This window comes from Streptomyces sp. 2-1, assembly GCF_048564895.1.
Lineage (GTDB): Bacteria > Actinomycetota > Actinomycetes > Streptomycetales > Streptomycetaceae > Streptomyces > Streptomyces phaeochromogenes.
The window spans coordinates 10,028,008-10,053,073 of the sequence record NZ_CP183383.1 but is presented as its reverse complement, the minus strand read 5'-3'; the positions used below and the strand labels follow the sequence as shown (position 1 = coordinate 10,053,073).

The window sequence follows — 25,066 nt, the reverse complement described above, 5'->3', positions numbered from 1 at the left end:
CCTTCCCGGGGGCGGGGTGGCCGCCGGGAAAGCACGGCATGGCCGGGGCCCTTCAGGTGACGGGGCGGTTGCGGTAGCGGCCGACGAGTTCGCGTGCGGCGGTCTGCATCCGGGCGGGCGGCAGCCCCTGGGCCAGCAGGGTCAGGTCGTCGACGACCATGTCGCCGATGGTCAGGAATGCCTCCGGGATGCCGCCCGCGCGATGGGCGGAGAGGACCAGGCCCTCCAGTTCGCGGGACGGGTCGTCGGCGGCGACGGGTTCGTCGGGCCAGACGTCGATGCCCGCGAGGAGCCTGCCCTCGGCGACCCGCGCGAGCAGCGCCGGGAAGTCCACGACGGGCGCTCTGCTGACCAGCACGAGCCGGGCCCCGTCGGGCAGCAGCCCCAGCTCACGCTCGCCGAGCAGATGGCGGCTGTCGTCCGTGACGGTCGCGAGGACGAAGACGAACCGGCTGCGGCTCAGGGTCTCGTCGAGGGTGGCCGGGACGAGTCCCTGCTCCCGCAGGACGGCGGCAGGCAGCCACGGGTCGTAGACGCGGAGGGTGGGTCGGAAGGGCGCCAGGAGCGGGTGGAGGCTGCGGCCGAGGTTCCCGAATCCGATCAGGCCTACGTCCGCGCCGCGCAGCAGTACGGCGTCGGTGTTGCCGTCGGACACGTACCGTTCGCGTCCGGCGCGGAAGGCGCGGTCCTCGCGGCTGATGCCGCGCGCGAGGTCGAGCGCGAGCCCGAGGGCGTACTCGGCGACGGCTTGCGCGTAGGCCGGTCCGCAGCCCAGGACGTGGATGCCGCGCCGGAAGCACCCTTCGTAGTCGACGTTCGGGAAGAAGTTGCCCTCGACGTTGAGCAGGGCCCTCAACTCCCCTGCCCGGGCGAGGCGTTCGGCCGGGAGATCGGGCTGGCCGACGACGGCGAACGCGTCGGGCAGCGCCTTGTCGAAGGCTTCCTCGGTGTCCGGTTCCACGACGGTGAAGCGGTCGTCGAGCCGGGCCAGTGCGTCCGGCGTGAAGATGCGTTCCTTGGGGTGCGGGTCGGCTTGCAGGATGACGAGCGGCTTGTGCGGGGTGCTCACGGCTCTCCTTGCGTCCGTCACGGTTCTCGTACAGGCACTGGCGTCGGCCTCACCAAACGGTAGCCCGACGCTGCCGGCACGGCACCATGGCCGAGCACCCGGTCAGTCGACGGAGAGCCCCGCTGCGAATCCCAGGATCGCGTCGGCGACCGGGCGCGGGTTCTCCAGCAGCATCGCGTGGGTGCCGTCGATGTCGGCGACGGTCACCTCGGGGCGGCTGTCCGCCAGTTCGGCGAGGTCTCGGGCGAGTCCCTCCGCGTAGGCCGCCATCAGTTCGTCGAACCAGTCGAGGCCCGGGATCGAGGGGACCGGCCGCAGGGCGCGGCCGAGCAGCAGGGGGCGGTCCGTGCGGCGGAAGAGCGCGAAGAGGTCGAGCGAGTCGATCTCGGCCAGCATCTCCAGGGCGTGCTCGCGCCCGGGCCGCAACTCCAGCTGCCCGTCGGCGCGTTCGTGGACCGAGCGCCGGATGCCCGCCTCCAACAGCTCGTACGGTATGCCCAGTTGCTTAGACATCCCCCGCTGCTGGGCGAGCAGGTCCTTGAGGCCGCCCGGGGGAACGACCTGGCCCGCGACCGTCGCGGCCAACTCCCGCACCTGGGTGAGCCGTTCCTCGACGTACGCCGGTTCTAGACCGACGTACTGGCCGGGCCTGCCCCATCCGAATCCGTCCAGGTTCACCGCACCCGGAGTGATTCCCGGGTGGTCCAGGGCGTACCGGACGGCGAGCATCCCGCCGAGGGAGTGGCCGACGGGGAGCGCCCCGGGAATGCCGTGCGAGTCCAGGACCGCCTCGATGTCCGCGAGCACCTCGGGGATGCGCCACGTGCCGTCCGGCGAGAATCCGTGGCCCCGCAGGTCCACGGCCAGCACCCTGTGGTGGCGGGCGAGGAGCGGGGCGACGGCGGCCCAGTCCGCGAGAGTCCGGCCGGCGCCGTGCAGCAGCAGGAGCGGGGTGCCCTTGCCGCCGTGGTCGTGGACGGCGAGGGTTACGTGGTCTCGGGTCATGATCAAACACTAGAACGTGCGGTCGGGTCGGGGGGCCTGTGGGGTGGCCTGCCTTGTAGGGGCGGGTGGGTCGGGGGTGCCCGCGCAGTTCCCCGCGCCCCTAAGGAGCCGGTGGCTCAGGCCCGTTGTCGGCTGCGAGTGGGAGGGGTTGCCCGCGCGGTTCCTCGCGCCCCTGAGTGGGGTGGGGTGGGGTTGCGGCGGTCAGTTGGCAGCGGGCCCCAGCGACCGGCTTCTTGGGGGCGCGGGGAACTGCGCGGGCAACCCCGACCCACCCGCGCCCAACAACACACCCCCGCCCGGCGGAGCCACCTCTCACCCGGTGGCAGACTTGACGCAAAAGAATTCGCACGGTTTGATCCAGGGCGTGCCCAGGCCCCCGGCCCGGCACGCAGAGGTACGCCCAGCCGGTATCGGACAAGGTTCTCAGTCCGGCCAAAGTCGCCAGGACCGTCACCGGGTCCGAGGCGGGGACGTACTCGCGATTGATGGAGCGGACATGCCCGTCAAGCGTGACGCCCGCGTAGGAGTGTTCAGGGTGGCCGCCGCCCTGATCATCCTCGCCGCCCTGGCTTCCTGTACGTCGGATCCGGACGGCAAGGGCCCGGACGAGTCCACGAAGCCGAGCCCGAAGGCCGTTCGGCTGCCCCCCGTGCACGCGGGTTTCGACTACCAGATCGGCGGCGCCTATTCGCCGCCCTCCGGCGTCCGAATCGTCGCCCGCGACCGCAAGGCCGAACCCGCCCGCGGCCTCTACAACATCTGTTACGTCAACGCCTTCCAGGCCCAGCCGGACGAACGGGACGACTGGCCCGCCGATCTGCTGCTGCGCGACAAGAAGGGCAAGGTCGTCGTCGACGGCGACTGGGACGAGGCCCTGCTCGACATCGGTACGCCCGCCAAGCGCGAGCGCGTCGCGGCCCGGATCAACAAGTGGATCGACGGCTGCGCGGACAAGGGCTACGACGCCGTCGAGCCCGACAACTTCGACAGCTTCACCCGCTCCCGCGGTCTGCTGAGCGCGGCCGACGCGACCGCCTTCATCAAGCTGCTCTCGGACCACGCGCACTCCCGGGGCCTGGCCATCGGACAGAAGAACACCGTGGAGCTGGCCAGTCAACGAGGCCGTACGGGGCTCGACTTCGCCGTGGCGGAGGAGTGCGGCGAGTACGACGAATGCGGTGAGTACGCCGAGGCGTTCGACGACCGGGTCGTCGTGATCGAGTATACCGACGACGGTTTCAGGAAGGCCCGTTCGGGCTTCGGCGACCGGCTGAGCATCGTGCGCCGGGATGTGCAGGTGTCGACGCCGGACAGCGCCGACTACGTCCGCAAGACCCGCTGACGGAGGCTCCCGATGGCTCGAACCCGAGGTGTTCTGTGCCCTGTTGAACGCCGCGGCCTGCTCAAAGGGGCTGCCGCGATCGCCGCCGCGCCGCTGCTGGGCGCCTGTTCGCAAGGCGCGTCCGACGGCGTGGGCGCCGACGGGAAAGTGACCGTGGAGCTGTGGCACGGCCAGGTCGACGTGGCCAAGGACGCGATACAGGCGCTGGTCACGGAGTTCAACCGGACGCATCCGAAGATCCGGGTGGACGCCGGTGGCGGCGGGGTCATCTCCGACGCGATGCTGCAGAAGGTGACGGCCGCGCTGGCCGCCGGCTCGTATCCGGACATCGCGTACGTCTTCGGCTCCGACCTCGCCAGCATCGCCCGCAGCCCTCGTGTCGTCGACCTGACCGACGCGATGCGCGGCGGCCCCACGCCCTGGAACAGCTTCTGGGCGCCGGTGCGTGAAGCAGTCAGCGTCAACGGCAAGGTGCGGGCGGCGCCCGCGCTGCTCGACTCGCTGGCCGTCGTCTACAACAGGAAGCTGTTCCGGCAGGCCGGTGTCCCCTTTCCCGAGGCGGGCTGGACCTGGGACGAATTCACCGACACGGCACGGAAGTTGACCGACTCCGGCCGGGGCGTCTTCGGAACGGGCTGGCCCGGCACGGGTGACGAGGACACGGTCTGGCGGCTGTGGCCGATGATCTGGGACCTGGGCGGGGACGTCGTCGCCGACGACGGCAAGAGCATCGGCTTCGCCCGCCAGGGCGTCCGAGCACTCGACACGCTGCGCCGACTCGTCGAGGACAAGAGCGTGTACGTCGATCCGAAGCCCGGCGGCGAGCAGATGTACCAGGTGTTCCTGGGCGGCCGGATGGCGATGGTCGCGACCGGGCCCTGGCAGCTGCCGGACATCCTGGACGCCGAGGTGGACTACGACGTCGTACCGCTGCCGTCCTACAGCGGGCGGCCGGTGACGATCTCGGGCCCCGACACCTGGACCGTCTTCGACAACGGCTCCGCACGCTCGCGGGCCGCCGTGGAGTTCGTCCAGTGGATGATGCGGCCGGAACAGGACGCCCGGTGGGACATCCGGGCCGGGAGCCTGCCCCTCGGTTCCGCGACGGAGCGGCGCCCGCAGTGGCGGAAGCACTCCCGGGAGACCACGGGACTCTCGGTGTTCACCGACGCGCTGGACTCCGCCCGGGTCCGGCCCGTCCATGCCGCGTACCCGCAGATCTCCCAGGCCCTCGGCGAGGCGATCGTCTCCGTGCTGCTCGGCCGGGACTCCCCCGCCAAGGCGTTGCGCCGGTGCGCCGACAAGGCCGACGCGGCGCTGCTCATCCCGCGCTGACCACTCACGGACGCCTCGTGGATGCCTCATGCATCCCTCGTGGGTCCCGCTCGACCTGTGCTGATCCCGCGCTGTACCAAGGGAGGAAGGCCGCATGACATCACTGCCCCGCGCCATCACCCTCGCACCGCAGTCCCAGCCGCGGGCACCGGCCGTCTCACGGCGCGGCGCGCGGCGGCGCGTCCGGCGGGAGACGGCCACCGCCTGGGCGTTCATCGCCCCGTCGGTACTCGTCATCCTGGGCCTGGGCATCGTCCCGGTCGTCTGGTCGCTGCTGCTGTCGTTCCGCGCCGACGACCTGGTCACGCCGGGCCGCTGGGTGGGCCTCGACAACTACCGGGCGCTGTCCCAGGACCCCAACTTCCATACGGCGGTGGGCAATACGCTGCTGTACTCGGCGCTGTTCGTGCCGCTGAGCCTGCTCGGCGGTCTGGCGCTCGCGCTCGCCCTGAACCGGCGTATCCGTTTCATCGGCCTCTACCGGACCCTGCTCTTCATCCCGTTCGTGGTGTCCGCCGCCGCGCAGGGCGTGCTGTTCTCCTTCATCCTCGATCCGGAGTTCGGCGCGGCCAACTCGCTGCTGCACAAGTTCGGCATCTCGCCGCAGGGCTTCCTCACCGACCCCGACCAGGCCATCTACCTGCTGGTCCTGATCTCGCTGTGGAGCGGTGTCGGCTTCTGCGTGGTCGTCTATCTCGCCGCGCTGCAGGACGTACCGCGCGAACTCGTCGAGGCCGCCCGCATCGACGGGGCGGGCCGCTGGCGCGTACTGCGGCACATCACTCTCCCGGCCCTCACTCCCGTGACGGTCTTCCTGCTGCTGTGGCAGCTGATCACCGCGCTCCAGGTCTTCGACCTCGTGTACGTGACGACGAAGGGCGGCCCGCTCGGCTCGACGACCGTGATCGTGTACTTCGTCTGGCAGCAGGCGTTCCAGATGTTCACGGCCGGATACGGGGCCGCCGCCGCGTACGTCCTCGCGCTGGCCCTGCTGGTCGCGGGGGTGGCCCTGCGTGTCGTCCGGCGCCGACAGGGGCGCGTCGTGGAAGGGGCCCTCCGATGAGCACGCGTCCGACGAGTGCGCTCAAGGCAACCGCGCTCAAGGCGAGTGCGGGCGGGGCGAGTTCGCGCAGGGTGAGCCCCTGGCATCTGATCCTCGCCCCGCTGGCGCTGGCGTTCGCGCTGCCGCTGGTGTGGCTGCTGCTGAGCTCGGTGATGACGAACGCGGAGATCAACCGGTTTCCGCCGGCGCTGTGGCCCGACGGCATCGATCTGGGTGGCTACCGGTACGTGCTGGGCAACGCGATGTTCCCGCGCTGGTTCGCGAACTCGCTGATCGTCGCGTCGGTCGCCGTGGTGTCGAATCTGCTGCTCGGGTCGCTCGGCGGCTACGCGTTCGCGCGGATGCGGTTCGCGGGGTCGCGGGTGCTGCTCGGGCTGATGCTGGCGACCATGGTCATCCCCTTCCAGCTGACGATGATCCCGACGTTCCTGGTGATGAAGTGGCTCGGTCTGATCGACACGCTGGGTGCGCTGATCGTGCCGTCGCTGGTGACGCCCTTCGCCGTGTTCCTGTTCCGGCAGTTCTTCCTGACGCTGCCGAGGGAGATCGAGGAGGCCGCCTGGATCGACGGGTGTTCGCGGCTGCGCGTGCTCTTCTCGATCGTCATGCCGTTGGCCCGGCCCGCTCTCGCGACGGTCGCGGTGCTGACATTCCTCACGACGTGGAACGACCTGTCCTGGCCGCTCATCGCGATCAACCACGACACCCAGTACACGCTCCAGTTGGGCCTGACGACCTTCCAGGGGCAGCACCACGCACGGTGGTCCGCGGTGATGGCGGGCAACGTCATCACGGTGCTGCCGGTGCTGGTGGCGTTCCTGCTGGCGCAGAAGACGTTCGTCCAGTCGCTCACATCCAGCGGACTGAAGGGGTAGCCGCCTTGTCCCGTTCCTTCGACCTTCTGGTGATCGGTGACGTCAATCCCGATGTCGTGGTGGGTCCGGTGCCCCGCGCGATGGCCTTCGGCCAGCGTGAACAGCTCGTCGAGCGGGGCGCGTTGGTCCTCGGCGGCTCGGCGGCGATCATGGCGTGCGGGGCGGCGCGGCTGGGGCTGCGGGTGGCCTTCGCCGGGCGCGTGGGGGACGATCCCGCGGGCGCGTTCGTCCGCGGAGAGCTCACCGACCACGGCGTCGACATCACTCATCTCACCGTCGACCCTCACCTGCCCACGCCCCTGACGGTGGTGCTCAACGACAAGGACGGTGACCGTGCCATCCTCACCTCGCCCGGCTGTCTGGCGGCGACGAGCGCGCAGGACGTGCCCGAGGAACTGCTGGCCGACACCCGGCACGTGCACGCGGGGTCCTTCTTCCTGATGCCCCGTCTGGCCCGTTCCCTGGCAGCCGTGTTCGCCCGGGCCAGGTCCTGCGGGGCGAGCGCCTCGCTCGACACCAACGACGATCCCGACGGCAGATGGGACCGCGAACTGCTCGACCCCGTACTGGAGTTCACCGACATCCTGCTGCCGAACGCCGCCGAGGCCCGCGCACTCACCGGCGAGACCCAACTGGAGTCGGCGGCAGCCGCGTTGGCGGGAATCGTCCCGCTGGTCGTCGTCAAGGACGGCTCCGAGGGCGCGCTCGCCCACGACGGAGAACGGGTCCGGCGGGTACCGGCCGTGCCGGTGGAGCCTGTCGACGCCGTGGGTGCGGGCGACAGCTTCGACGCCGGTTTCGTCGCCGCGACCCTGCGCGGGCTGGACCTGCGCTCGTCCCTTGCGCTGGCCGCCGTCTGCGGTTCGCTCTCGACCCGCGGCCACGGCGGTACCGCGGCGCAGCCGACGTGGCACGAGGCCTGCGCCCACACCGACCTGGAGAGCCGCACATGACCGAGGTAAAGATCGCCTTCGTGGGAGCCGGCAGCGTGGTGTTCACGCAAGGGCTCCTGGCCGATCTGTTCGCCTTCCCCGAGCTGGGGCACGCCCGGATCGCCCTGCACGACATCGACGAGGAACGGCTGGCCACGGCGGAGGGAGCCGCCCGCCACATCGCGGACGAGCGCGGTGCCAAACCGACGATCACCGCACACCTCGACCGGCGCGCCGCCCTCGAAGGCGCCGACTTCGTCGTCAACACCGTCCAGGTCGGCATGAACGAGGCCACCCGCACGGACTTCAACGTCCCGGCCCGCTACGGAGTGCGCCAGACCATCGGCGACACGCTCGGCATCGGAGGCATCTTCCGCGCCCTGCGCACCTTCCCGGTGCTGCGCGGTCTGGCCGAGGACATGGCCGAACTCTGCCCGGACGCCCTGCTGTTGAACTACACCAACCCAATGGCGATGAACGTCCTGTACCTGTCGCGGATCGCACCGGCCCTGCGCACGACCGGTCTGTGCCACTCGGTGTACTGGACGATGCACGACCTCTCACAACTGGTGGGCGTCCCCTTCGAGGAGGTCTCCTATCTGGCCGCCGGCGTGAACCACCAGGCCTGGGTGCTGCGTTTCGAACGCGCCGGCCGCGACCTCCACCCGCTCCTCGACGCCGCGATCGCCGAGGATCCCGGGCTCCTGCGCCGCGTACGGGTCGACATGTACCGCAGGCTGGGCCACTACCCCACCGAGACGAGCGAGCACTCCGCCGAGTACGTGCCCTGGTATCTGCACCACGACACCGAGGTCGAACGTCTCCGGCTGCCGGTGGGCGCGTACTTGGAGATCATCGAGGAGAACACCGCCGACTACGAGCGCACCCGCCGGGCCCTGCTCGCGGATGCTCCCCTGCCGGTCGAGGGCACGATGGAGTACGCGCCCCAGGTCATCCACAGTGTCGTCACGGGGACCCCGCGCACGATCTACGGGAACGTCCCGAACCGCGGGCTCATCGACAACCTGGCCGCCGATTCCGTGGTCGAAGTGCCTTGCTTGGTAGACGCGTTGGGAGTCCAGCCGACCCGCGTCGGCTCACTTCCCCCGCAGTGCGCGGCGCTCAACAGCGCGTACGTCTCCGTCACCGACCTGGTCGTCCGCGCGGCCACGGACGGCGACCCGCGGCACATCCGCCATGCCGCGATGGCCGACCCCGCGACGGCGGCGGCCCTTCCGGTGGAGCGGATCTGGGACCTGTGCGACGACCTCGTACGGGCTCATCGGAAACTGCTGCAGCCGGAGTTGCGGGAGGAGCTGGGGCACTGACACCCGGCCCGGGACCGGGTCACCGCTCCAGGAGGTCCAGGGCCTGTTCCCAGCGGAACCCCCGGTCCGCCGGGTTACCGAAGGCGTGTTCGCCGAACCGGACTCCCATCCCGCGCAGCCTTTTCAGGCTGTCCTGATACGCGGGGTGGGCCGTCAACGCCTTGCTCACACAGGGGAGTACGGAGATCGGCACCCCCATCCCATATGCCTCGCAGAGCGTGCCGAGGGCGAGGGTGTCGGAGATACCGGCCGCCCATTTGTTGATGGTGTTGAAGGTCGCGGGCGCCACGGTGACGGCGTCCGGGTCGGGGAAGGGGCGCGGGTCGCCGGGGGCCCGCCATGCGGACCGGATCGGCCTGCCGGTCCGCAACTCGATCGCCGCGGTGTCGAAGAAGCCGGTCGCGATCGGGGTCGCGAAGACCCCGACCTCCCAGTTCCGCTCCTGCGCCAGGGTGATCAACTCCTCGACCCCCTCGGCGACTCCGGCGGCGCAGACGACGACGTAGAGGAAGGGCTTCCTGGCCTGTTCAGTCACCCGGGAACCCTACTGAACGCCGCCTCGCCGAACTGGCGCCCTGCGGCCCGCCACCGCCCCCTACTGGACGGGGAAGGAATCCCCTCGCTCCGCGTCCGGACGCGGGCCGTGGATCCGGCGTTCCTTCTCCTCGATCGGTACGTCGTTGATGCTGGCCTCGCGCCGGGTCATCAGGCCGTGCTCGTCGAACTCCCACAGCTCGTTGCCGTAGGAGCGCCACCACTGGCCGTCGGCGTCACGGCACTCGTACTGGAAGCGGACGGCGATGCGGTTGCCGTCGAAGGCCCAGAGGTCCTTGCGCAGGGCGTACTCCTGCTCGCGCCCCCACTTGTCGGTGAGCATGTCCACGATCTGGGCGCGGCCGGTGACGAAGGTGTCGCGGTTTCGCCAGACCGAGTCCTGCGAGTAGGCGAGCGACACCTTCTCCGGATCGCGGGTGTTCCAGGCGTCCTCGGCCGCCTGGACCTTCTGGGCCGCGGTCTCACGGGTGAAGGGCGGCAGGGGCGGGCGGTCGGTCATGACGGCTTCCTCTCGATGGCAGGGCAGTTCTACGGCCGTGCTGCTCTATGGCCGTGCAGCTCAACGGCGGTGCGATGAGCGAGAGAACGTGCGTTCTCCCTCATGGCTGCTAACGTAGAGAACGATGGTTCTCCCGTCAAGATGCCAAGGAGCGGGCCGGTACATGGACAGCGCGATCGCCAGGGAACAGGCCCTGGATGCGGCGGAAACCCTGTTCTACGGACGGGGCATACAGACCGTGGGCATGGACGACATCCGCGGCGCGTCGGGGGTATCGCTCAAGCGGCTCTATCAGCTGTTTCCCGCAAAGGAGCAGTTGGTCGTGGCCTACCTGGAGCGGCGTGACATCCGCTGGCGGCAGCGGCTGGCCGACCACGTGGCCGGACACGAGGATCCCGGGCGGCGCGTCCTCGCGGTCTTCGACTGGCTCGGCGAGTGGTTCCGCGAGCCCGACTTCCGGGGCTGCGCCTGGATCAACTCGTACGGGGAGCTCGGGGCGACGTCGGAGCGGGTCACCGCCCAGGTCCGCGCCCACAAGCGGGCCTTCAAGGACTACCTGACCGGCCTCGTGAGCGACGCCGGACTGCCCCCTGACCTGGCCGAACAGGTGTACCTGCTGGCGGAGGGCGCCATGGTCACCGCCGGTATCGAGCAGAGCGGCTCGAAGCCCGCCGAGCAGGCCGGGCGGGCGGCCCGGATGCTGGTGGAGGGATACGGCGGGACCGTCGGCCATTGACTGCCGCCCCGCCGAGTTGCAGACTCCAATTGAAGATTCAACGGAGAATTGTTCACCAGGCGAACACGGCGTGCTCCCGCTCGGAGCGCGGCGCATCGCCTCGCACGACGGGAAGAGCCGCGCATGACCCTCCATCGTGACCTGCTGATCGGCGGCAAGGACCTGCCCGCTTCCTCCGGCCGCACCGCCGAGGACGTGAATCCCTACAGCTCACAGGTGTATGCCACGGTCGCCGCGGCCGGCGTCGAGGACGTCACCCGCGCCGTGGACGCCGCCGACGCGGCCTTCGCCGATTGGGCCGCGCTCGGGCCCGCCCAGCGGCGGAAGATCTTCCTCACCGCCGCCGACCTGCTGGAGGCCCGCACCGACGAGGCCGTACGGATCATGGCGGGCGAGGTCGGCGGGACCCGGCCCTGGGCCATGTTCAACGTCGGTCTTGCCGCGAACATCCTCCGCGAGGCCGCCGCCGCGGTGACCGCGCCGCGTGGCGAGGTGCTGAGCGCGCAGGAGGAGGGCGCGCTGGGGCTCGCCGTCCGTGAACCGGTGGGTGTCGTGGCCGCGTTCTCGCCGTGGAACGCCCCGGTCATCCTGGGCGTCCGGGCGGTCGCCGCGCCGCTCGCCGCGGGGAACACCGTGGTGATGAAGCCGAGCGAGGACGCGCCGATCGCCTGCGGGCTGTTCGTCGCGGACGTCCTGCGCGACGCGGGTCTGCCCGACGGCGTCCTGAACGTGATCACGAACGCTCCCGAGGACGCGGCCGTCGTCGCCGAGGCCCTGATCGCCGACGAGCGCGTACGGGCCGTCAACTTCACCGGTTCCACGGGCGTCGGCCGCATCATCGGCGTGCACGCGGCCCGGCATCTGAAGCCCGCGGTCCTGGAACTCGGCGGCAAGAACTCCGTGATCGTGCTCGACGACGCCGATGTCGACTACGCGGTCGACGCCGCCGTCTTCTCCGTCTTCATGAACTCCGGGCAGATCTGCATGTCCGCCGACCGGATCCTCGTCCACGAGAGCCTCGCCGAGGAGTTCACCGCCAAGTTCACTGCGAAGACCGAGTCGCTCGCGTCCGGTGACCCGGCCGACCCGCACACCGTCGTCGGCCCGCTCGTCACGGGGGACGCCGCCCGCCGGGTCGCCGCGCTCGTCGAGGACGCCGTCGCCAAGGGCGCCACCGTGCTGACCGGCGGCGCCGCCCCCGAGGGCGCCGTGCATCCGGCGACCGTGCTGACCGACCTGCCCGAGGACGCCGACCTGTACCACGGCGAGGCGTTCGGCCCGCTCGCCGTGATCAGCGCCTTCGGCACGGACGACGAGGCGATCGCCTTCGCCAACGCCACGGAACATGGGCTCACCTGCGGGATCATCACCGAGAACGGCACTCACGGACTGAAGGTCGCCCGCCGGATCCGTACCGGCATCGTGCACATCAACGACCAGTCCGTCGCCGACGAACCGAACGCCCCCTTCGGCGGGTTCAAGGCCAGCGGATACGGCCGCTTCGGCGGGCGCTGGGGCATCGAGGCGTTCAGCAACACGCGCTGGGTGACGCTGGCGACGCAGCAGGCGCACTTCCCGTTCTAGGCGGGCCGACCGTTCTGGGCGGTCCGACAAATGAGTTGCCCGGGCGGCTGCCCCGGCGCCACCATCTGCCCATGACCACGACCGAAGCCCTTCTGCCGCCGACCTTCGCCACCGCTCGTCCGGTGCGGGTCCAGCAGCAGTCCGGCCGACCGCGGAGGCTCTCGCTTCCGCGGTCGTGACCGCCGCGCTCGTCGCGGGGCTTCTCGCGGGCTTTGGCATCGCCATCCCCGTCGGAGCGGTCGCGACCTACCTCGTCTCCCTCACCGCCCGTACGTCCCTGCGGACCGGCGTGTGCGCCGCGCTCGGCGTGGCGACGGCCGACGGGATCTACGCCCTGGTGGCCGCGCTCGGCGGCTCCGCGCTCGCCACCGCCCTCCAGCCCGTACTCGTACCGCTGCGCTGGGCCTCGGGACTCGTGCTCGTCTCCCTCGCCGTACGAAGCGGAGTCGCCGCGCTCCGCCAGTACCGCGAGCAGCGGCTCGCCACCCGCTCCGACCGGACGCCGGTGAGCCCCGGCCGTGCGTACCTGGCCCTGCTCGGCATCACGATGCTGAACCCCACCACCGTCGTGTACTTCGCGGCGCTGGTCCTCGGCAGCAGTGCCGGCGCTGCCGCCGGCCTCCTGGAACAGGGGGTGTTCGTCCTGGCCGCCTTCGTCGCGTCGGCCTGCTGGCAACTGCTGCTCGCGGGCGGCGGTGCGCTGCTCGGCCGGGTTCTGACAGGGCGGCGGGGGCGGCTGATGACGGCACTGGTGTCCAGCACCGTGATCCTGGCGCTGGCCGTACGCATGCTGGCGGCGCCGTCGTGACGGACCGCTCCGGCAGACGAAAGCGGTCTACGGAAGTGGTCTGCGGGAGCGGCGTGCGGGAGGGATGAAAACCCTGGGGTGTCCGTGTTCAATCGGGAGTCGGCACGAGTCGCACGAACGACGATCGATGGGATGAATGTCATGCCTCTCAAAGGTGAGTACGAACCCAGCCCCACCAAGTGGGTACGTGATCAGGTCGAGTTGTACGAGAGCTCGAACGGAACCGAGGGAACGACGTTGATGGACACGGGGTTGCCCGTGATCGTGCTGACCACGGTGGGTGCCAAGAGCGGGAAGATCCGCAAGACGCCGCTCATGCGCGTGGAGCACGACGGCACCTACGCCGCCGTCGCCTCGCTGGGCGGCGCGCCCAAGCACCCCGTCTGGTACCACAACGTCGTCGCCGATCCCCACGTGGAGCTCCAGGACGGCGGGACGCGCCAGGACATGACGGCACGCGAAGTGACCGGCGAGGAGAAGGCCCAGTGGTGGGAGCGGGCCGTCGCCGCGTATCCGGCGTACGCCGACTACCAGACGAAGACCGACCGCGAGATACCGGTCTTCGTCCTGGAGCCGGCCGCCGGGGAGTGAGCGGCGCGGGCACATGACCTTGGGCCGAAGCGCACATGGCCGTGGGCCGTAACGGGGCACGGTCCCCGTACGGCCCGGCGTCCTGGTGCGGCCCATCGTCCTGGTCCCGACGGGGGCTCTGCGGCGGCTCCCGGAACTCGTTCGAAAAAAGTTGGCATGGATTCCCGGACCGCCGGGCACCCGATGCTCAGGCCCCGCCGCGTTCCCCCGTCGCGGCGGGGCCGCCTACGTGTGCACCGGGGCGGGAACCCGCGTGCTCGGCCCCTGCGGCGCGGCGCGCGATGGCGGCGTCCGTCACATCGAGGAAGATCTGGTCGGCCTCCGGGATCGTGTGGGCGACGGACCGCTTGATGCGCACGGCGACGAGCTCGACCTCCTCGCTGTCCAGGCCGGGGACCAGGTCGACCCGGGCGGCGACGAGCGTCGAGTCGGGGCCTAGCTGCATGGTCAGCAGGGACTCCACCGAGTCGATCTCGGGCTGCGCCTCCAGCAGCGCGCGGATACGACTGCTCGACTCCACATCCGCGGCCTGGCCGATCAACTGGTCGCGTGCGTCACGGCCCAGCCGGTACGCCACGTACACGAGCAGCGCCCCGATGGCGAGCGAGGCCGACGCCTCCCAGACGATCTGGCCGGTGACCATGTGAAGGGCCATGCCGACGATCGCGAAAGTCACCCCGAGCACGGCGGTGCCGTCCTCCGCGACGACGGTCCGCAGGGCAGGGTCTCGGGCTCCGGCGGCGAGGCCCCCCTGTTTACGTACCTGGTGGAGGGCCCGTAGCAGGGACGCGCCCTCGGCGAACAGGGCGACGACGAGGACGACCAGTCCGACCACATAACCGTCGTGGGTCTCCGTGCTCCCGCTGCTGAGGGCGTCGACGCCCTGGTAGAAGGAGAAGCAGCCGCCCATCACGAAGATCCCGACGGCGGCGAGCAGGGACCAGAAGAAGCGTTCCTTTCCGTAGCCGAACGGGTGCCGGCTGTCGGCGGGGCGCCTGCTGCGGCGCAGGGCGGCGAGGAGGAAGACCTCGTTCAGGCTGTCGGCCACCGAGTGCGCGGCCTCCGAGAGCAGCGCGGGCGATCCCGCGATCAGCCCGCCCACGGCCTTGGCCACGGCGATCACGAGGTTCGCGGCCAGCGCCACCAGCACGGTGACCCGGGTCCTGCGATCGGACGGTGTGGAGGGCTTGTGACTCATCTCGGCCGAATGCCCCTCCCACCGGCCCTCACACGGGGCGACGGCGGTTTTCGGGGAACCCTCCCCAGAGCAGGCGCACGGAAGGGACCAGGTATGAGCGACACCGAGGGCAACAGGGCGTACGGCAAGAAGTCCTTCAAGCGGTCCAAGAGCCACTTCACGGACCGCGTCACGGCGGACGGCCGGGACGGCTGGCCGGTCGAGGCGGGGCGCTACCGCCTGGTCGTCAGCCGGGCGTGCCCCTGGGCGAGCCGCGCGGTGATCTCCCGACGGCTGCTGGGGCTGGAGGACGCCCTGTCGATGGCGATCGCCGACCCGATCCAGGACGACCGGAGCTGGCGGTTCACCCTCGACCCCGGCGGCCGGGACCCCGTACTCGGCATCCAGTATCTCGGCGAGGCGTACGAGGCCCGGGAGCCGGGCGCTCCGGGCGGCGTCAGCGTGCCCGCGCTCGTGGACGTACCGACCGGCCGGCTGGTGACCAACGACTACCAGCGGCTCACCCTGGACCTCGCCACCGAGTGGACGGCCCTGCACCGGGAAGGCGCGCCCGACCTCTACCCGGCGGACCTCCGCGCCGAGATCGACGAGGTCATGGCGGAGGTGTACGAGGACGTCAACAACGGGGTGTACCGGGCCGGGTTCGCCACCGGTCAGAAGGAGTACGCGGCGGCCTGCGAGGGCGTGTTCCGGCGGCTGGAGCTGCTGTCGGAGCGGCTCGCGGGGCGGCGGTACCTGGTCGGGGACACGATCACGGAGGCGGACATCCGGCTGTTCACCACGCTGGTCCGCTTCGACGCCGTCTATCACGGCCACTTCAAGTGCAACCGCTGGAAGCTGACCGAGGACCCGGTTCTGTGGGCGTACTCCCGTGATCTCTACCAGACGCCCGGATTCGGGGACACGGTCGACTTCGACCACATCAAGCGGCACTACTACCAGGTCCACACGGGCATCAACCCGACCGGCATCGTGCCGCTCGGGCCGGACCTGTCCGGCTGGCTCACCTCGCACGGCCGCGAGGAACTGGGCGGGCGGCCCTTCGGGGACGGGAGTCCGCCGGGGCCGGTGCGCGAGGGCGAGGAGGTACCGGCGGCGGGTCGGCCCTGAACCGTCCGTGCGTCCGCGCCTGCCCGGTCCGTGCGTCCGAGCCTGGGCCGCCACGCATCCGCCGGCTCTTTGCGTAGGTGCCGCTGAACTGGACACTCGCCATGGTGAGCCCCGGAACGCGAGCCGAAGGAGACCCAGATGCAGAAGAAGAAGCTGCCACTCGTCTACAAGCCCCTCGGGTTCGTGCTCGGCTGGGCGAGCGGAGCCCTCGCCGGGATGGCTTTCCAGGCGACCTGGAAGGCGATACGCCACGAGGAGGACGCTCCCGACGCGCTGGACAAGGACCGCGGTTGGGGCGAGGTTCTGCTCGCCGCGGCCATCCAGGGCGCGCTCTTCGCGGTCGTCCGCAGCGCGGTGGACCGTACGGGGGCGACGGCCATCGAGCGGTCGACCGGAGTGTGGCCCTCCAGCGACAAGGGGGGCCGCGACTGACTCCCCTTACCGTCCAGTACGGTTGGCCTCCACGCAGTCGGCCCGGAGCCGGCCGGCAGTCAGGGGAGCGATCGTGAAGAACCAGACAGAGGTCGGCGACACCGTCGAGGACTTCGAGCTTCTCGACGAGACCGGCACCTCGCGCAAGCTCTCCGAGCTGCTGGTCGAGGGGCCGGTCGTGCTGTTCTTCTATCCCGCGGCGCTGTCCGCCGGCTGCACCGCCGAGGCGTGCCACTTCCGCGACCTGGCCGCCGAGTTCACCGCCGCCGGGGGCCGTCCGGTGGGGATCAGCGGTGACGCGGTCGAGCGTCAGCAGGAGTTCGCCGGGAAGCACACCCTCGGGTACCCGCTGCTGTCCGACCCGGATGGGCTGATCCGCGAGCAGTTCGGGGTGAAGCGGGGCTTCTCGCTGGCACCCACGAAGCGGGTCACCTTCGTGATCTCCGAGGACCGGAAGGTGCTGGAAGTGGTGCGCAGCGAGTTCAAGATGAGCGCGCACGCGGACCGCGCCCTGGCGGCCCTGCGCGCGCACAAGGGCTGAGCCCTCAAGCCCTCTTCAAGTCCTCTTCGTTCAGCCCTGCTTGGGTCGTTCAGCCCTGCTTGGGCGCGGTCGTCCGGTTGCTGCGTACGGTGAACGAGTGGCCGGCCGGGTCGGCGAACCCCCGCTCCTCGAACGGACCGGACGGGTCCTTGGCCTCCAGCGCCCGGCCGCCGAGCCCGATGACCTTGCGCTCGGCCGCGTCCAGATCCTCGACGTGGAAGTCGATGTGGGCCTGCAGCGAGTTCTCGGGGCGCGGCCAGCTCGGCGGAGTGGCGTTCACGTCCCGCCGGAACGCGATCCGAAATCCGTCGGCTGCCCTGATCTCCACACGGTTCGCCGACGCGTCCGTCTGCTCCGCGTCGAGGAACTCCTTGTAGAACGCGGCGAGTTTCTCGGGCTCGGCACAGTCCAACACCACGACGCCCGCCACTACCAGTGCCATGTTTCCTCCGTACACCGACCGACCACGAGCGGCGCTCCGCCCACGGCTCCACGGCGACCGGGTACCCCTCCTGCGGGAATCAGTCGGCCGCGCGCCCATGACCTGTCTGACCCGTCTGACCCGTCGGCGCCGGAGGCGAACGCGCTCATTCGGCCACGGAGACCGACAAATCGTCGAGGTCACGGAGTGGTGTAACGCAGGTCACGGTCAAGTCACCGAGGTCGTGGCATAGATCATTTACGATCAGGGCAGCCTCGTAGCGTAAATCGAGTCAACTTTCGTCTCGGGAAACGCAGTTCGAGCCAGCGGGCGTCGATTTCGACGTCCGCCCACAGGGATGGGGGGCTCTGTGAATCGTCTCAAGAGAGGACGCGAATGCCGCAGGACGTCAGGTTCGACCTCCCCTTCACCACCCCCGTCAGCGAACATCTCGAGTACGCCCGCGCCCGCCATCTGCGCTGGGTATGGGACAAGGGCCTGGTGCGCAGCCAGGCGGGATTCGAGGAGTACCGATCCTGGGATCTGCCCCAGGCGGCGGCCCGCACCTATCCCTACGCTTCGGCTGACGACATGGTCGTCCTGATGAACTGGTTCTCGCTGGCCTTTCTGTTCGACGACCAGTTCGACTCAGGTAGGCTGGATCGCGCCGACCGCATAGCGGAGGTCGCGCGGGAACTCATCGCCACCCCCTTGCGGCCGACAGGCATCACCCCTCGTGTGGCGTGCCCGATCACCGTGGCCTGGGCGGAGGTCTGGGCCCATCTTTCGGATGGCATGTCTCTGACATGGCGGACGCGATTCGCGGCCTCCTGGGGCCGTTTCCTCGTGGCGCACACCGAGGAGGTCGACCTGGCCGCCCGCGGCCTGGCCGGAACGCTCGACCTTCAGGAGTACGCCGAGTTCCGCCGCCGCACGGTCGGTATCCATCACAGCATCGACGCCGGTGAGCGCAGCCGCGGCTTCGAGGTGCCCGCCGAGGTGCAGGCACATCCGCTGATGGAGAGGATGCGGGACCTGGCCGCCGACACCATCGGCTTCATGAACGACATCCACTCCTTCGAGCGCGAGAAACGCCGAGGGGACGGCCACAACCTGATAGCCGTCCTGCACCGCGAGCGGCGCTGCGGGTGGCAGGAGGCCGCCGACGAGGCCGTCAAGATGACCACGGACAGCCTTGCCGAGTACCTCCGACTGGAGGCGCAGGTACCGCAGATGTGCGACGAACTCGGCCTGGACGAGGACGACCGCGAGAAGGTCCGGATGGGCGTCGAGGCCATCCAGCACTGGATAAACGGCAACTACGAGTGGGCACTTACGTCCGGCCGCTACGCGGCGGACAAGGAATCCCCGGCCGCCAGGGCCGAGTTGGCGGGCCAGGGGTCACTGGACGACCTACTGGCAGTCTGAAAGACGGTTCCCCGCGCCCCCGTTCAGGGGCGCGGGGCTGTGACATCGTGCGGCTCCGCCGCGTGGGCGGGACCAACCGGGGGCGACAAACGGCAGCGGCCACCACCACCCGGCGGAGCGCCTACGCCGTGAACTCCACCGGAAGCCGGTCGAGTCGCGCCTCCCACGTGGAGGCCGTGGAGGTGAGCTCGTCCGGCGTCACCGCGAGCCGCAGCCCCGGCAGCCGGTGCAGCAGAACGTCGACGGCCGTCTCGATGATGGCCTGCCCGATGTTCTGCCCGGGGCACTCGTGCGGCCCCCCGCTGAACGCGAGGTGCGACTGGTTGCCGTGCACGGAGATGCCGACGTCGGGCCGGATCTCCGGGTCGGCGTTTCCGGCGGTCAGACCGAGGACGAGCAGGTCGCCCTCCTGGATACGGTGCCCACCCAGTTCGAGGTCGGCCGCGGCGAACCGCCCCGGCAGGACGGCCAGCGGCGGGGTGTTCCACATGACCTCCTCGACGACGGAGGAGATGTTGAGCTGCCCGCTGACCAGACCGGATAGCCGGTTGGTGTCGGTGAGCACCAGTTGAAGCACCCGGGCCAGCAGATTGCTGGTGGTGGCGTTCGCGGTGATCAGTACCAGACGCAGATGGTTGAGTATCTCGTCGTCGTCGAGGTCGGCGTGGTGCTCCAGCAGCCCGGTGGTGAAGTCCGAGCCCGGCTCCACCCGCTTGCGCTCAGCCAGTTCACCGAGGATCTGCATGATGCGGTCGTTGTGGACGAGTGCTTCGGCACCGCCCTTCATGACCAGCGCCGTGGACTCGGCCAGTTGCCGCCCCTCGCTCTCCGCGAGCCCGAACACCCTGGTCAGCACGAGCATCGGCAGATACTCGGAGTAGTCGGAAACCAGGTCGGCACTGCCCGCCCCGGCGAACACGTCGATCAGTTTGTTCGAGAAGTGTGTGACATGGCGGCGGATGCCACGGCTCGAGACGGCCTGCAGGTTGTCCGTCACCGCACCGCGCAGCCTGCGGTGCGGTTCGCCGTCCTGGGAGACGCAGTCGGGCCGCCACCCCAGCATCGGGATCAGTGGCGAGGTGCTCTCGACGCGCCCGTCCTTCCAGTCCCGCCAGATCCGCGAATCCCGGCTGAACTGGCGGGGGTTGTCGAGCACCCGCCGGTTCTCCCGGTAGCCGAGGACCAGCCACGCCGGGATGTCGCCCTCCAGCAGTACCGGCGCGACCGGCCCGTGCTGCTTGCGCAGGCGCGAGTAGATACCGATCGGGTCGGTCGCCGCGTCGGGCCCGTAGAGACGGGTGAGCCCGTCTCCCCCGCCGTGCGCGACCGGGCAGCCGCGCGGGGCGTCGGGACCGTTTAAGGGCTGGTCGGTCATCGGGACTCCAGAGCGACTGCGGAGCGTTCCTTGAGGTGGCGTATCAGCGCGATGAGCACATCACGGCTGGAGGCCCGGTCGCGGGCGTCGCAGGCCACGATCGGGGTGTGCGGGGAGATGTCCAGGGCGTCGCGGATCTCCTCGACCGGGTGGTCCTTGGAGTCGGGGAAGACGTTGAGGGCGATCACGAACGGGACGTTCTGCCGCTCCATCTCCTCGATCGCCCGGAAGCTGGAGGCCAGTCGACGCGTGTCGACCAGGACCACGGCCCCGAGCGCGCCCTTGAACAACCCGTTCCACAGGAACCAGAACCGCTCCTGGCCGGGAGTGCCGAACAGGTACAGCACCAGCTGGTCGTTGATGCCGATCTTGCCGAAGTCGAGGCTGACGGTGGTTTCCTGCTTGTCCGCCACCCCGATCAGGTTGTCGACGTCGGCGCTGGCCTGGGTCAGCGTCTCCTCGGTGGTGAGCGGCTTGATGTCGCTGACCGAGCGGACCATGGTGGTCTTACCGGTGCCGAACCCGCCGGCGATCATCACCTTCACCGAGCGGGCACCGTCCGGCAGAGTGCCGTCCGCCGAGTACCGGTCGGGATGGTCAAAGCCTTTCAAGTCCACTGAGTACCTCCTCAAGGAGCGCGAGGTCGGGCCCGCGACCGGCGTTCGACGCCGGGATGGGGTCACGGGCTTCAACGCGGCCTGCGTCCAGCAGATCGGCCAAGAGCACCGCGAGAATGTTGAAGGGCAATCCGAGATGGGCGCCGAGTTCGGCCACCGACAGCGGATCGCGGCAGCGCCGGAGGATCTCCTCGTGCTCGTGCTGCAGACCGGGGACGGCCGCGGCACGGGAGGTGATGAGGGTCGCCACGTCAAGGCTCGACGACGAACCGCCCGGTCCGCTGCGACCGCCCGTGAGGACGTAGTAGCGCTCGAGACCGGACGGGTCCGTGGGTCGGCGGGGACCACTCATCCAGAGTGCTCCTCCAGGCGCGGAGTGGTGCCGAGGAGCTCACCCATCCTGCGGGCCAGGTCCCTCATCTGGTGGCCGAGCAGGCCCTGGTCGAGCCCCTCCCTGGCGAGTACTCCGAGGTACGTCTCCACGCCGGCGCGCACCACGAAGAGGTGACCGCCGTCGACCTCGATCATCGCGAGGCGCAGTTGCCCCGCGTATTTGGGGAACTGCTCGGCCACGGGCTGGGCCAGTGCCTGCAGGCCCGCCACCACTGCGGCGAAACGGTCCACGTCGTCGGGGTCGTCGGCGCCGTAGGAGGTGATGGCCTTGCCGTCGCTGGAGGCCACGAGGGCGAAGCGGATCTCCTGGATGCTCTCCACCAGATCGCGGAGCGCCCAGCTCACGTCGGTTCCCTGTTGCGTCATGTGGACTAGTCGCTCTCTTCAGTGCGGTGCTCTGTGGACTCACGTCCGGCGGTCGGCTCGTGTCCGGCAGCCGGCTCACGCCCGGCGGCCGGCTCACGTCCGGCCGTGGCGAAGGCGGCCAGGCCGGTGAAGGACTCGTCCGGCGGCACCGCGTGCGAGGCGGTGGCGGTGGACTCTTCCTCCCGGGCGGCCGACTTGGGCCTCTCGGACTCGGCTCGCCTGCGGCGCCGGGGCAGACCGCCGGGGGTGGTGTCCCCGGTCGCCTCCGGCTCCTCGGCCTGAGCCGGTTCCTCGGCCGGGGCCGAAACGGTGCCCGGCGCGACGGAAGCCTCAGCGACAGGAGCCGGCGCCGTGACGGCGGCGGGCAACTGGCTGAAGTACTTGTGAGGTACCACGATGACCACTGAGGTGCCGAGCCACGGAGAGTCCGCGAAGGTGACCCTGATGCCGTACCGGCGGGCCAGGGCTCCCACCACGCGCAGACCGAGGTGGGCGTCCTCGGACACCCCGCCGAGGCCGGGGCCGGGGGCCACACCCTCCAGCGACTGGAGGGCCTCCTGCTTCTTCTCCTCGTTCAGGCCCTTGCCGGAGTCCTGGATCTCGACGCCGACACCGTTGGGCACCTCCTTGCCGGAGACGATCACCGGCTCGGTGGGCGGCGAGTAGCGTGCCGCGTTGTCGAGCAGGTGGGCGAAGATCAGCGTGAGGTGGTCCACCATGCCGCCGTCGACGCCGAGTTCGGGCAGATGCTGGACCTGGACGCGGTCGAAGTCCTTGATCCGGCCGATACCACCGCGCACCACGCTGAGCAGGCGCTGGGGCTCCTGCCACTGGCGGCCGGGCCGGTCCGAGCCGCCGAGCACGCCAATGCTCGCGGCCAGCGAGTCGGCCGGGCCGAGCTGCTGGTCGAGTTCCATCAGACCCTGGGCGACGGAGGGCAGCCTGCCGTGTTCGCCCTGCATCTCGTGGAGCCGGCCGCGCAGCTTGCTGGTCAGTACGTGGATGCGGCTGCCGATGCTGATGACGGCCTGCTCGGCGGAGGTGGAGCGGTTGAACTCCTGCTCCACGCCGATGAGCGCCGTCCTGAGCACCTTGCGCAGTTGGGCCTGAAGGTCGGCGCTGACCTCGGCGTACTGGTTGACGGAGGGCAGCACGTCGTCGATGGAGTCACCGGCCCGCAGCCGCTCCAGCGCCTCGGGCAGCTGCTGGTCGGCGAGCTGGGCGACGGCCGCGAGCTGCCGGTCGAGCTGCTCCTGCCAGGCCCGCGTCTGCTCGGCGATCCGCGACTCGTAGGCCTTGGCCTGCTCGGCCAACTGGGCGTCGTACGTGGACCGTTCGGCCGCGTACTTGCGCTCCAGGCCGGCCACGTGCTGCTGCCACTGCTGGGAGTGTTCGGCCTGCGCGTTCCTGAACTCGCCGGCGCTGCGGCGCAGCTGGAGCTGGGAGCGGACGAGAAGTCGTACGGAGATGGCGCTCGCAGCCGTCGCCGCGACGCCGGAGACGATCGCGGGTATCTGGGTCGAGTCGGGTCCGGCGACCGCGGCGGCGACGGTTCCAGCGCCTAAGGCCAGGGGCATCAGCCACCAGCTGTACCAGGCGGCCGGTGCCCGCGCCTCCGGTGGCGGAGTGGCAAGTTCCATCTGCATCCTTCGAAGCAACACGATCGAACAGGGGGGAGAAGCTCGGGGCAGCACTCGTCGCGCGGTGATCCACCCCGCGACGGGCATGCGTGGACAGCGAGCGACAACCGATTGCTGTCGCGTCAACTCGCCGCGCCTCAGGGAACCTTATCGGGTTTGATCTACCTCAGATCAACCTCACCGGCCCACTTCTGTGAAGCTTTGGCGACCCTCCGACCAGCTCGAATCAGTCGACAAATCCCTTTACTCATTGCCGCGACCGGAGGGTGCTGTGACGAAAACGGCGGGTACGACACGGATCGCGTGGGCATGCATGTCATGATCACAGCACCCGAGTTGATCTTGAGGAGACCCACCGATGAGCGGCGTATCAGGTCCCCCCGCCTCGGCCCCGACCGCCCCCGGCCGCCTGCCCTTGATCGGACACGGACACCAACTGGCCCGACGTCCCCTGGAGTTCATGAACGCGCTGCGCGAACAGGGCAGCGTCGTGAAGATCCTGATAGGCCCCACCGCCGCCTATGTGGTCACCGACCCGGCCGTCACCCGCCGGGTGCTGGTGACGGAGGTCGACGCGTTCGCAAAGGGCGGCAAGATCATCGACGCGCTGCGGGTGTTCTTCGGCAACGGCCTCGCCACGATCGCCGACGGCGACCTGCACATGAAGCACCGGCGGCTGATGCAGCCCATGTTCAACAAGTCGCACATCGCCACCCGTGGCGACGTCATGATCAGCCACGTACGGGCGGCGACCGAGGCATGGTCGGAGGGGGTCGCGCGTGACACGTACGAGGACATGAACGACTTGACGCTGTCGACCTTCCTCGTGGCGCTCTTCGGTTCGGGCCTGCCGGGACATGTCGAGCAGGAGTTCCAGGGCCTCATGCCGGAGATCATGCGTGGCACGATCCGGCAGACCATCCTGCCCGGTTGGGTGACGAAACTGCCTCTGCCCGCGAACCGCGCGCACGAGCGCCGGGTCGCCCGGCTGCGAGTCCTCATCGACCAGGCCATCGACCACCACCGGGCCCAGCTGGCGTCCGCGGAGCAGCCCGCGCCGCCGCCCGGCTGCCCCGCCCATCAGGACGGCGCGCAGGCCGAGGGCACCGCGTCGCAGACCGGACTCTTCTCCACTCTCCTCACCGCCGACGACCCCGAGACAGGCCCTCTCTCCCGCCAGCAGCTCCAGGACGAGGCGATCACCCTTCTCACGGGCGCGATCGAGACCACTGGGACGACCCTGGCGTGGACCCTGTACGAGATCAGCCGCAACCCGGGCATCGAGCGGAAGCTGCACGCCGAACTCGACGCCGTCTGCGGCGAACGCCCGCTGCGCCAGGAGGACCTGGCCTCCCTGCCGTACATGCGCAGTGTCCTCAAGGAGGCCATGCGCATGTACGGACCGGCTTGGCTCGTCACGCGAACCACCACACGGCCGGTCGTCCTCGACGGAGTCCCGATCCCCGAGGGCGCGGACGTCGTATACAGCCCGTACGTCCACCAGCACGACCCCGAGGTCTATGCGGACCCCGCGGCCTTCGACCCGGGCCGTTGGGAACCTGAGCGCGCCAAGAGCATCAACCGCTCCTCGTTCCTCGCCTTCGGGGACGGCCGGCGCAAGTGCATAGGCGAGGAGTTCGCCTGGACCGAACTCCTCATCGTCCTGGCCACCGTCGTCCAGCGCTGGCGGCTGACCCTCACGTCCGCTCCCCCGCGCCCCCAGGCCATCGTCACGGTCAAGCCCGACAAGCTCTCCATGACACCGCAGCCGCGGGTCCCGACGAAGGCCCAGGAGCACGAGGAGCAGCCCGCCCCTTCCTGAT

26 protein-coding genes are annotated in these 25,066 nt (G+C 70.1%); 15 read left to right on the top strand and 11 right to left on the bottom strand.

Translation table 11 applies throughout. The annotated features are described in order from the left end of the window. Window positions 1-52: 52 nt before the first annotated feature. Both ACN20J_RS43950 and ACN20J_RS43945 read right to left on the bottom strand, forming a co-directional pair. The gene (locus ACN20J_RS43950; protein ID WP_362294191.1) at window positions 53-1,069 is read right to left on the bottom strand and encodes an NAD(P)-dependent oxidoreductase; all 1,017 of its coding nucleotides are present in this window, start codon (window positions 1,067-1,069) and stop codon (window positions 53-55) included. Between the two features lie 102 nt (window positions 1,070-1,171). Next, window positions 1,172-2,074: an alpha/beta fold hydrolase gene (locus ACN20J_RS43945; protein WP_419668181.1), complete on the bottom strand. Its 903-nt coding sequence runs from the start codon at window positions 2,072-2,074 to the stop codon at window positions 1,172-1,174. Between the two features lie 496 nt (window positions 2,075-2,570). Between ACN20J_RS43945 and ACN20J_RS43940 the strand changes: the two genes are divergently transcribed. The 6 genes from ACN20J_RS43940 (at window position 2,571) to ACN20J_RS43915 (ending at window position 8,949) form a co-directional block, all read left to right on the top strand. After that, window positions 2,571-3,416: an endo alpha-1,4 polygalactosaminidase gene (locus ACN20J_RS43940; protein WP_419668180.1), complete on the top strand. Its 846-nt coding sequence runs from the start codon at window positions 2,571-2,573 to the stop codon at window positions 3,414-3,416. A 12-nt stretch (window positions 3,417-3,428) separates the two neighbouring features. Next, the gene (locus tag ACN20J_RS43935) at window positions 3,429-4,751 is read left to right on the top strand and encodes an ABC transporter substrate-binding protein (RefSeq protein WP_419668179.1); all 1,323 of its coding nucleotides are present in this window, start codon (window positions 3,429-3,431) and stop codon (window positions 4,749-4,751) included. Between the two features lie 94 nt (window positions 4,752-4,845). Further along, entirely contained in the window at window positions 4,846-5,814 is a 969-nt protein-coding gene (locus ACN20J_RS43930; protein ID WP_419668178.1) for a carbohydrate ABC transporter permease, read from the top strand. After that, window positions 5,811-6,689 (top strand): carbohydrate ABC transporter permease, encoded by an 879-nt coding sequence (locus ACN20J_RS43925; RefSeq protein WP_246575637.1) that lies wholly within the window; start codon window positions 5,811-5,813, stop codon window positions 6,687-6,689. Before ACN20J_RS43930 ends, ACN20J_RS43925 begins: the two co-directional genes overlap by 4 nt. A 5-nt stretch (window positions 6,690-6,694) precedes the next feature. Next, window positions 6,695-7,642 carry a carbohydrate kinase family protein gene (locus ACN20J_RS43920; RefSeq protein WP_419668177.1) on the top strand — a complete coding sequence of 316 codons (948 nt, stop codon included), beginning with the start codon at window positions 6,695-6,697 and terminating at the stop codon, window positions 7,640-7,642. Continuing rightward, entirely contained in the window at window positions 7,639-8,949 is a 1,311-nt protein-coding gene (locus ACN20J_RS43915) for an alpha-glucosidase/alpha-galactosidase (RefSeq protein ID WP_419668176.1), read from the top strand. Before ACN20J_RS43920 ends, ACN20J_RS43915 begins: the two co-directional genes overlap by 4 nt. Window positions 8,950-8,968: 19 nt before the next feature. On the opposite strand, the gene ACN20J_RS43910 is transcribed toward ACN20J_RS43915, so the two are convergent. Together ACN20J_RS43910 and ACN20J_RS43905 are read right to left on the bottom strand one after the other, a co-directional pair. Continuing rightward, the gene (locus tag ACN20J_RS43910; protein WP_419668175.1) at window positions 8,969-9,484 is read right to left on the bottom strand and encodes a flavoprotein; all 516 of its coding nucleotides are present in this window, start codon (window positions 9,482-9,484) and stop codon (window positions 8,969-8,971) included. Between the two features lie 60 nt (window positions 9,485-9,544). Further along, a complete protein-coding gene (locus tag ACN20J_RS43905) occupies window positions 9,545-10,003 on the bottom strand; it encodes a DUF1348 family protein (protein ID WP_189844157.1) in 459 nt (152 codons plus the stop codon). A 163-nt stretch (window positions 10,004-10,166) separates the two neighbouring features. Here ACN20J_RS43905 and ACN20J_RS43900 point away from each other — a divergent pair, with 163 nt between their 5' ends. From ACN20J_RS43900 to ACN20J_RS43885, 4 genes are all read left to right on the top strand, one after another. Beyond that, on the top strand, window positions 10,167-10,739 hold the full coding sequence (locus ACN20J_RS43900) for a TetR/AcrR family transcriptional regulator (protein WP_361914296.1): 573 nt from the start codon (window positions 10,167-10,169) through the stop codon (window positions 10,737-10,739). A gap of 123 nt (window positions 10,740-10,862) precedes the next feature. Further along, window positions 10,863-12,323: an aldehyde dehydrogenase family protein gene (locus ACN20J_RS43895; RefSeq protein ID WP_419668174.1), complete on the top strand. Its 1,461-nt coding sequence runs from the start codon at window positions 10,863-10,865 to the stop codon at window positions 12,321-12,323. Window positions 12,324-12,498: 175 nt separating this feature from the next. Continuing rightward, entirely contained in the window at window positions 12,499-13,131 is a 633-nt protein-coding gene (locus tag ACN20J_RS43890; RefSeq protein WP_419668173.1) for a LysE/ArgO family amino acid transporter, read from the top strand. A 141-nt stretch (window positions 13,132-13,272) separates the two neighbouring features. After that, window positions 13,273-13,722 (top strand): nitroreductase family deazaflavin-dependent oxidoreductase, encoded by a 450-nt coding sequence (locus ACN20J_RS43885; protein ID WP_190232039.1) that lies wholly within the window; start codon window positions 13,273-13,275, stop codon window positions 13,720-13,722. Between the two features lie 187 nt (window positions 13,723-13,909). Here the strand turns inward: ACN20J_RS43885 and ACN20J_RS43880 are convergent, their stop codons facing one another. Beyond that, window positions 13,910-14,920, bottom strand: coding sequence for a cation diffusion facilitator family transporter (locus ACN20J_RS43880; protein ID WP_361992594.1), 1,011 nt, complete (start codon window positions 14,918-14,920; stop codon window positions 13,910-13,912). Window positions 14,921-15,013: 93 nt separating this feature from the next. Here ACN20J_RS43880 and ACN20J_RS43875 point away from each other — a divergent pair, with 93 nt between their 5' ends. From ACN20J_RS43875 to ACN20J_RS43865, 3 genes are all read left to right on the top strand, one after another. After that, on the top strand, window positions 15,014-16,030 hold the full coding sequence (locus tag ACN20J_RS43875) for a glutathione S-transferase family protein (protein WP_419668172.1): 1,017 nt from the start codon (window positions 15,014-15,016) through the stop codon (window positions 16,028-16,030). Window positions 16,031-16,168: 138 nt separating this feature from the next. After that, window positions 16,169-16,462 (top strand): DUF4235 domain-containing protein, encoded by a 294-nt coding sequence (locus ACN20J_RS43870; protein ID WP_189844164.1) that lies wholly within the window; start codon window positions 16,169-16,171, stop codon window positions 16,460-16,462. A 73-nt stretch (window positions 16,463-16,535) separates the two neighbouring features. Beyond that, a complete protein-coding gene (locus ACN20J_RS43865) occupies window positions 16,536-17,003 on the top strand; it encodes a peroxiredoxin (RefSeq protein ID WP_361885760.1) in 468 nt (155 codons plus the stop codon). A 49-nt stretch (window positions 17,004-17,052) separates the two neighbouring features. Here the strand turns inward: ACN20J_RS43865 and ACN20J_RS43860 are convergent, their stop codons facing one another. Beyond that, complete coding sequence (locus tag ACN20J_RS43860; RefSeq protein ID WP_189844165.1) at window positions 17,053-17,445, bottom strand: VOC family protein; 393 nt, start codon at window positions 17,443-17,445, stop codon at window positions 17,053-17,055. 375 nt (window positions 17,446-17,820) lie between these two features. On the opposite strand from ACN20J_RS43860, the gene ACN20J_RS43855 reads away from it, so the two are divergent. After that, window positions 17,821-18,852 carry a 7-epi-alpha-eudesmol synthase gene (locus tag ACN20J_RS43855; protein WP_419668171.1) on the top strand — a complete coding sequence of 344 codons (1,032 nt, stop codon included), beginning with the start codon at window positions 17,821-17,823 and terminating at the stop codon, window positions 18,850-18,852. A gap of 121 nt (window positions 18,853-18,973) precedes the next feature. Here the strand turns inward: ACN20J_RS43855 and ACN20J_RS43850 are convergent, their stop codons facing one another. Genes ACN20J_RS43850 through ACN20J_RS43830 form a run of 5 tightly spaced genes read right to left on the bottom strand, consistent with a single transcriptional unit; the run spans window position 18,974 to window position 23,243 of the window. Next, window positions 18,974-20,227 carry a cytochrome P450 gene (locus tag ACN20J_RS43850; RefSeq protein WP_189844167.1) on the bottom strand — a complete coding sequence of 418 codons (1,254 nt, stop codon included), beginning with the start codon at window positions 20,225-20,227 and terminating at the stop codon, window positions 18,974-18,976. Further along, window positions 20,224-20,844 (bottom strand): GTP-binding protein, encoded by a 621-nt coding sequence (locus tag ACN20J_RS43845; RefSeq protein ID WP_189844168.1) that lies wholly within the window; start codon window positions 20,842-20,844, stop codon window positions 20,224-20,226. Before ACN20J_RS43845 ends, ACN20J_RS43850 begins: the two co-directional genes overlap by 4 nt. Continuing rightward, window positions 20,825-21,196, bottom strand: a complete 372-nt coding sequence (locus tag ACN20J_RS43840; protein ID WP_189844169.1) for a DUF742 domain-containing protein — start codon at window positions 21,194-21,196, stop codon at window positions 20,825-20,827. The genes ACN20J_RS43845 and ACN20J_RS43840 overlap by 20 nt, the downstream gene beginning before the upstream one ends. Then, window positions 21,193-21,603, bottom strand: coding sequence for a roadblock/LC7 domain-containing protein (locus tag ACN20J_RS43835; RefSeq protein WP_055611716.1), 411 nt, complete (start codon window positions 21,601-21,603; stop codon window positions 21,193-21,195). Before ACN20J_RS43835 ends, ACN20J_RS43840 begins: the two co-directional genes overlap by 4 nt. A gap of 5 nt (window positions 21,604-21,608) precedes the next feature. Next, on the bottom strand, window positions 21,609-23,243 hold the full coding sequence (locus tag ACN20J_RS43830) for an ATP-binding protein (RefSeq protein ID WP_419668170.1): 1,635 nt from the start codon (window positions 23,241-23,243) through the stop codon (window positions 21,609-21,611). 358 nt (window positions 23,244-23,601) lie between these two features. Between ACN20J_RS43830 and ACN20J_RS43825 the strand changes: the two genes are divergently transcribed. Beyond that, the gene (locus ACN20J_RS43825) at window positions 23,602-25,065 is read left to right on the top strand and encodes a cytochrome P450 (RefSeq protein WP_419668169.1); all 1,464 of its coding nucleotides are present in this window, start codon (window positions 23,602-23,604) and stop codon (window positions 25,063-25,065) included. Window position 25,066 lies beyond the last annotated feature (1 nt).

Bases quoted from the DNA above. Each gene is read 5' to 3' on its own strand.
- ACN20J_RS43930 (WP_419668178.1), top strand. From the start codon at position 4,846: ATGACATCACTGCCCCGCGCCATCACCCTCGCACCGCAGTCCCAGCCG.
- ACN20J_RS43880 (WP_361992594.1), bottom strand. From the start codon at position 14,920: ATGAGTCACAAGCCCTCCACACCGTCCGATCGCAGGACCCGGGTCACC.
- ACN20J_RS43900 (WP_361914296.1), top strand. From the start codon at position 10,167: ATGGACAGCGCGATCGCCAGGGAACAGGCCCTGGATGCGGCGGAAACC.
- ACN20J_RS43825 (WP_419668169.1), top strand. From the start codon at position 23,602: ATGAGCGGCGTATCAGGTCCCCCCGCCTCGGCCCCGACCGCCCCCGGC.
- ACN20J_RS43840 (WP_189844169.1), bottom strand. From the start codon at position 21,196: ATGAGTGGTCCCCGCCGACCCACGGACCCGTCCGGTCTCGAGCGCTAC.
- ACN20J_RS43915 (WP_419668176.1), top strand. From the start codon at position 7,639: ATGACCGAGGTAAAGATCGCCTTCGTGGGAGCCGGCAGCGTGGTGTTC.
- ACN20J_RS43945 (WP_419668181.1), bottom strand. From the start codon at position 2,074: ATGACCCGAGACCACGTAACCCTCGCCGTCCACGACCACGGCGGCAAG.
- ACN20J_RS43885 (WP_190232039.1), top strand. From the start codon at position 13,273: ATGCCTCTCAAAGGTGAGTACGAACCCAGCCCCACCAAGTGGGTACGT.
- ACN20J_RS43855 (WP_419668171.1), top strand. From the start codon at position 17,821: ATGCCGCAGGACGTCAGGTTCGACCTCCCCTTCACCACCCCCGTCAGC.
- ACN20J_RS43895 (WP_419668174.1), top strand. From the start codon at position 10,863: ATGACCCTCCATCGTGACCTGCTGATCGGCGGCAAGGACCTGCCCGCT.
- ACN20J_RS43935 (WP_419668179.1), top strand. From the start codon at position 3,429: ATGGCTCGAACCCGAGGTGTTCTGTGCCCTGTTGAACGCCGCGGCCTG.
- ACN20J_RS43830 (WP_419668170.1), bottom strand. From the start codon at position 23,243: ATGGAACTTGCCACTCCGCCACCGGAGGCGCGGGCACCGGCCGCCTGG.
- ACN20J_RS43875 (WP_419668172.1), top strand. From the start codon at position 15,014: ATGAGCGACACCGAGGGCAACAGGGCGTACGGCAAGAAGTCCTTCAAG.
- ACN20J_RS43860 (WP_189844165.1), bottom strand. From the start codon at position 17,445: ATGGCACTGGTAGTGGCGGGCGTCGTGGTGTTGGACTGTGCCGAGCCC.
- ACN20J_RS43905 (WP_189844157.1), bottom strand. From the start codon at position 10,003: ATGACCGACCGCCCGCCCCTGCCGCCCTTCACCCGTGAGACCGCGGCC.
- ACN20J_RS43850 (WP_189844167.1), bottom strand. From the start codon at position 20,227: ATGACCGACCAGCCCTTAAACGGTCCCGACGCCCCGCGCGGCTGCCCG.
- ACN20J_RS43870 (WP_189844164.1), top strand. From the start codon at position 16,169: ATGCAGAAGAAGAAGCTGCCACTCGTCTACAAGCCCCTCGGGTTCGTG.
- ACN20J_RS43925 (WP_246575637.1), top strand. From the start codon at position 5,811: ATGAGCACGCGTCCGACGAGTGCGCTCAAGGCAACCGCGCTCAAGGCG.
- ACN20J_RS43940 (WP_419668180.1), top strand. From the start codon at position 2,571: ATGCCCGTCAAGCGTGACGCCCGCGTAGGAGTGTTCAGGGTGGCCGCC.
- ACN20J_RS43835 (WP_055611716.1), bottom strand. From the start codon at position 21,603: ATGACGCAACAGGGAACCGACGTGAGCTGGGCGCTCCGCGATCTGGTG.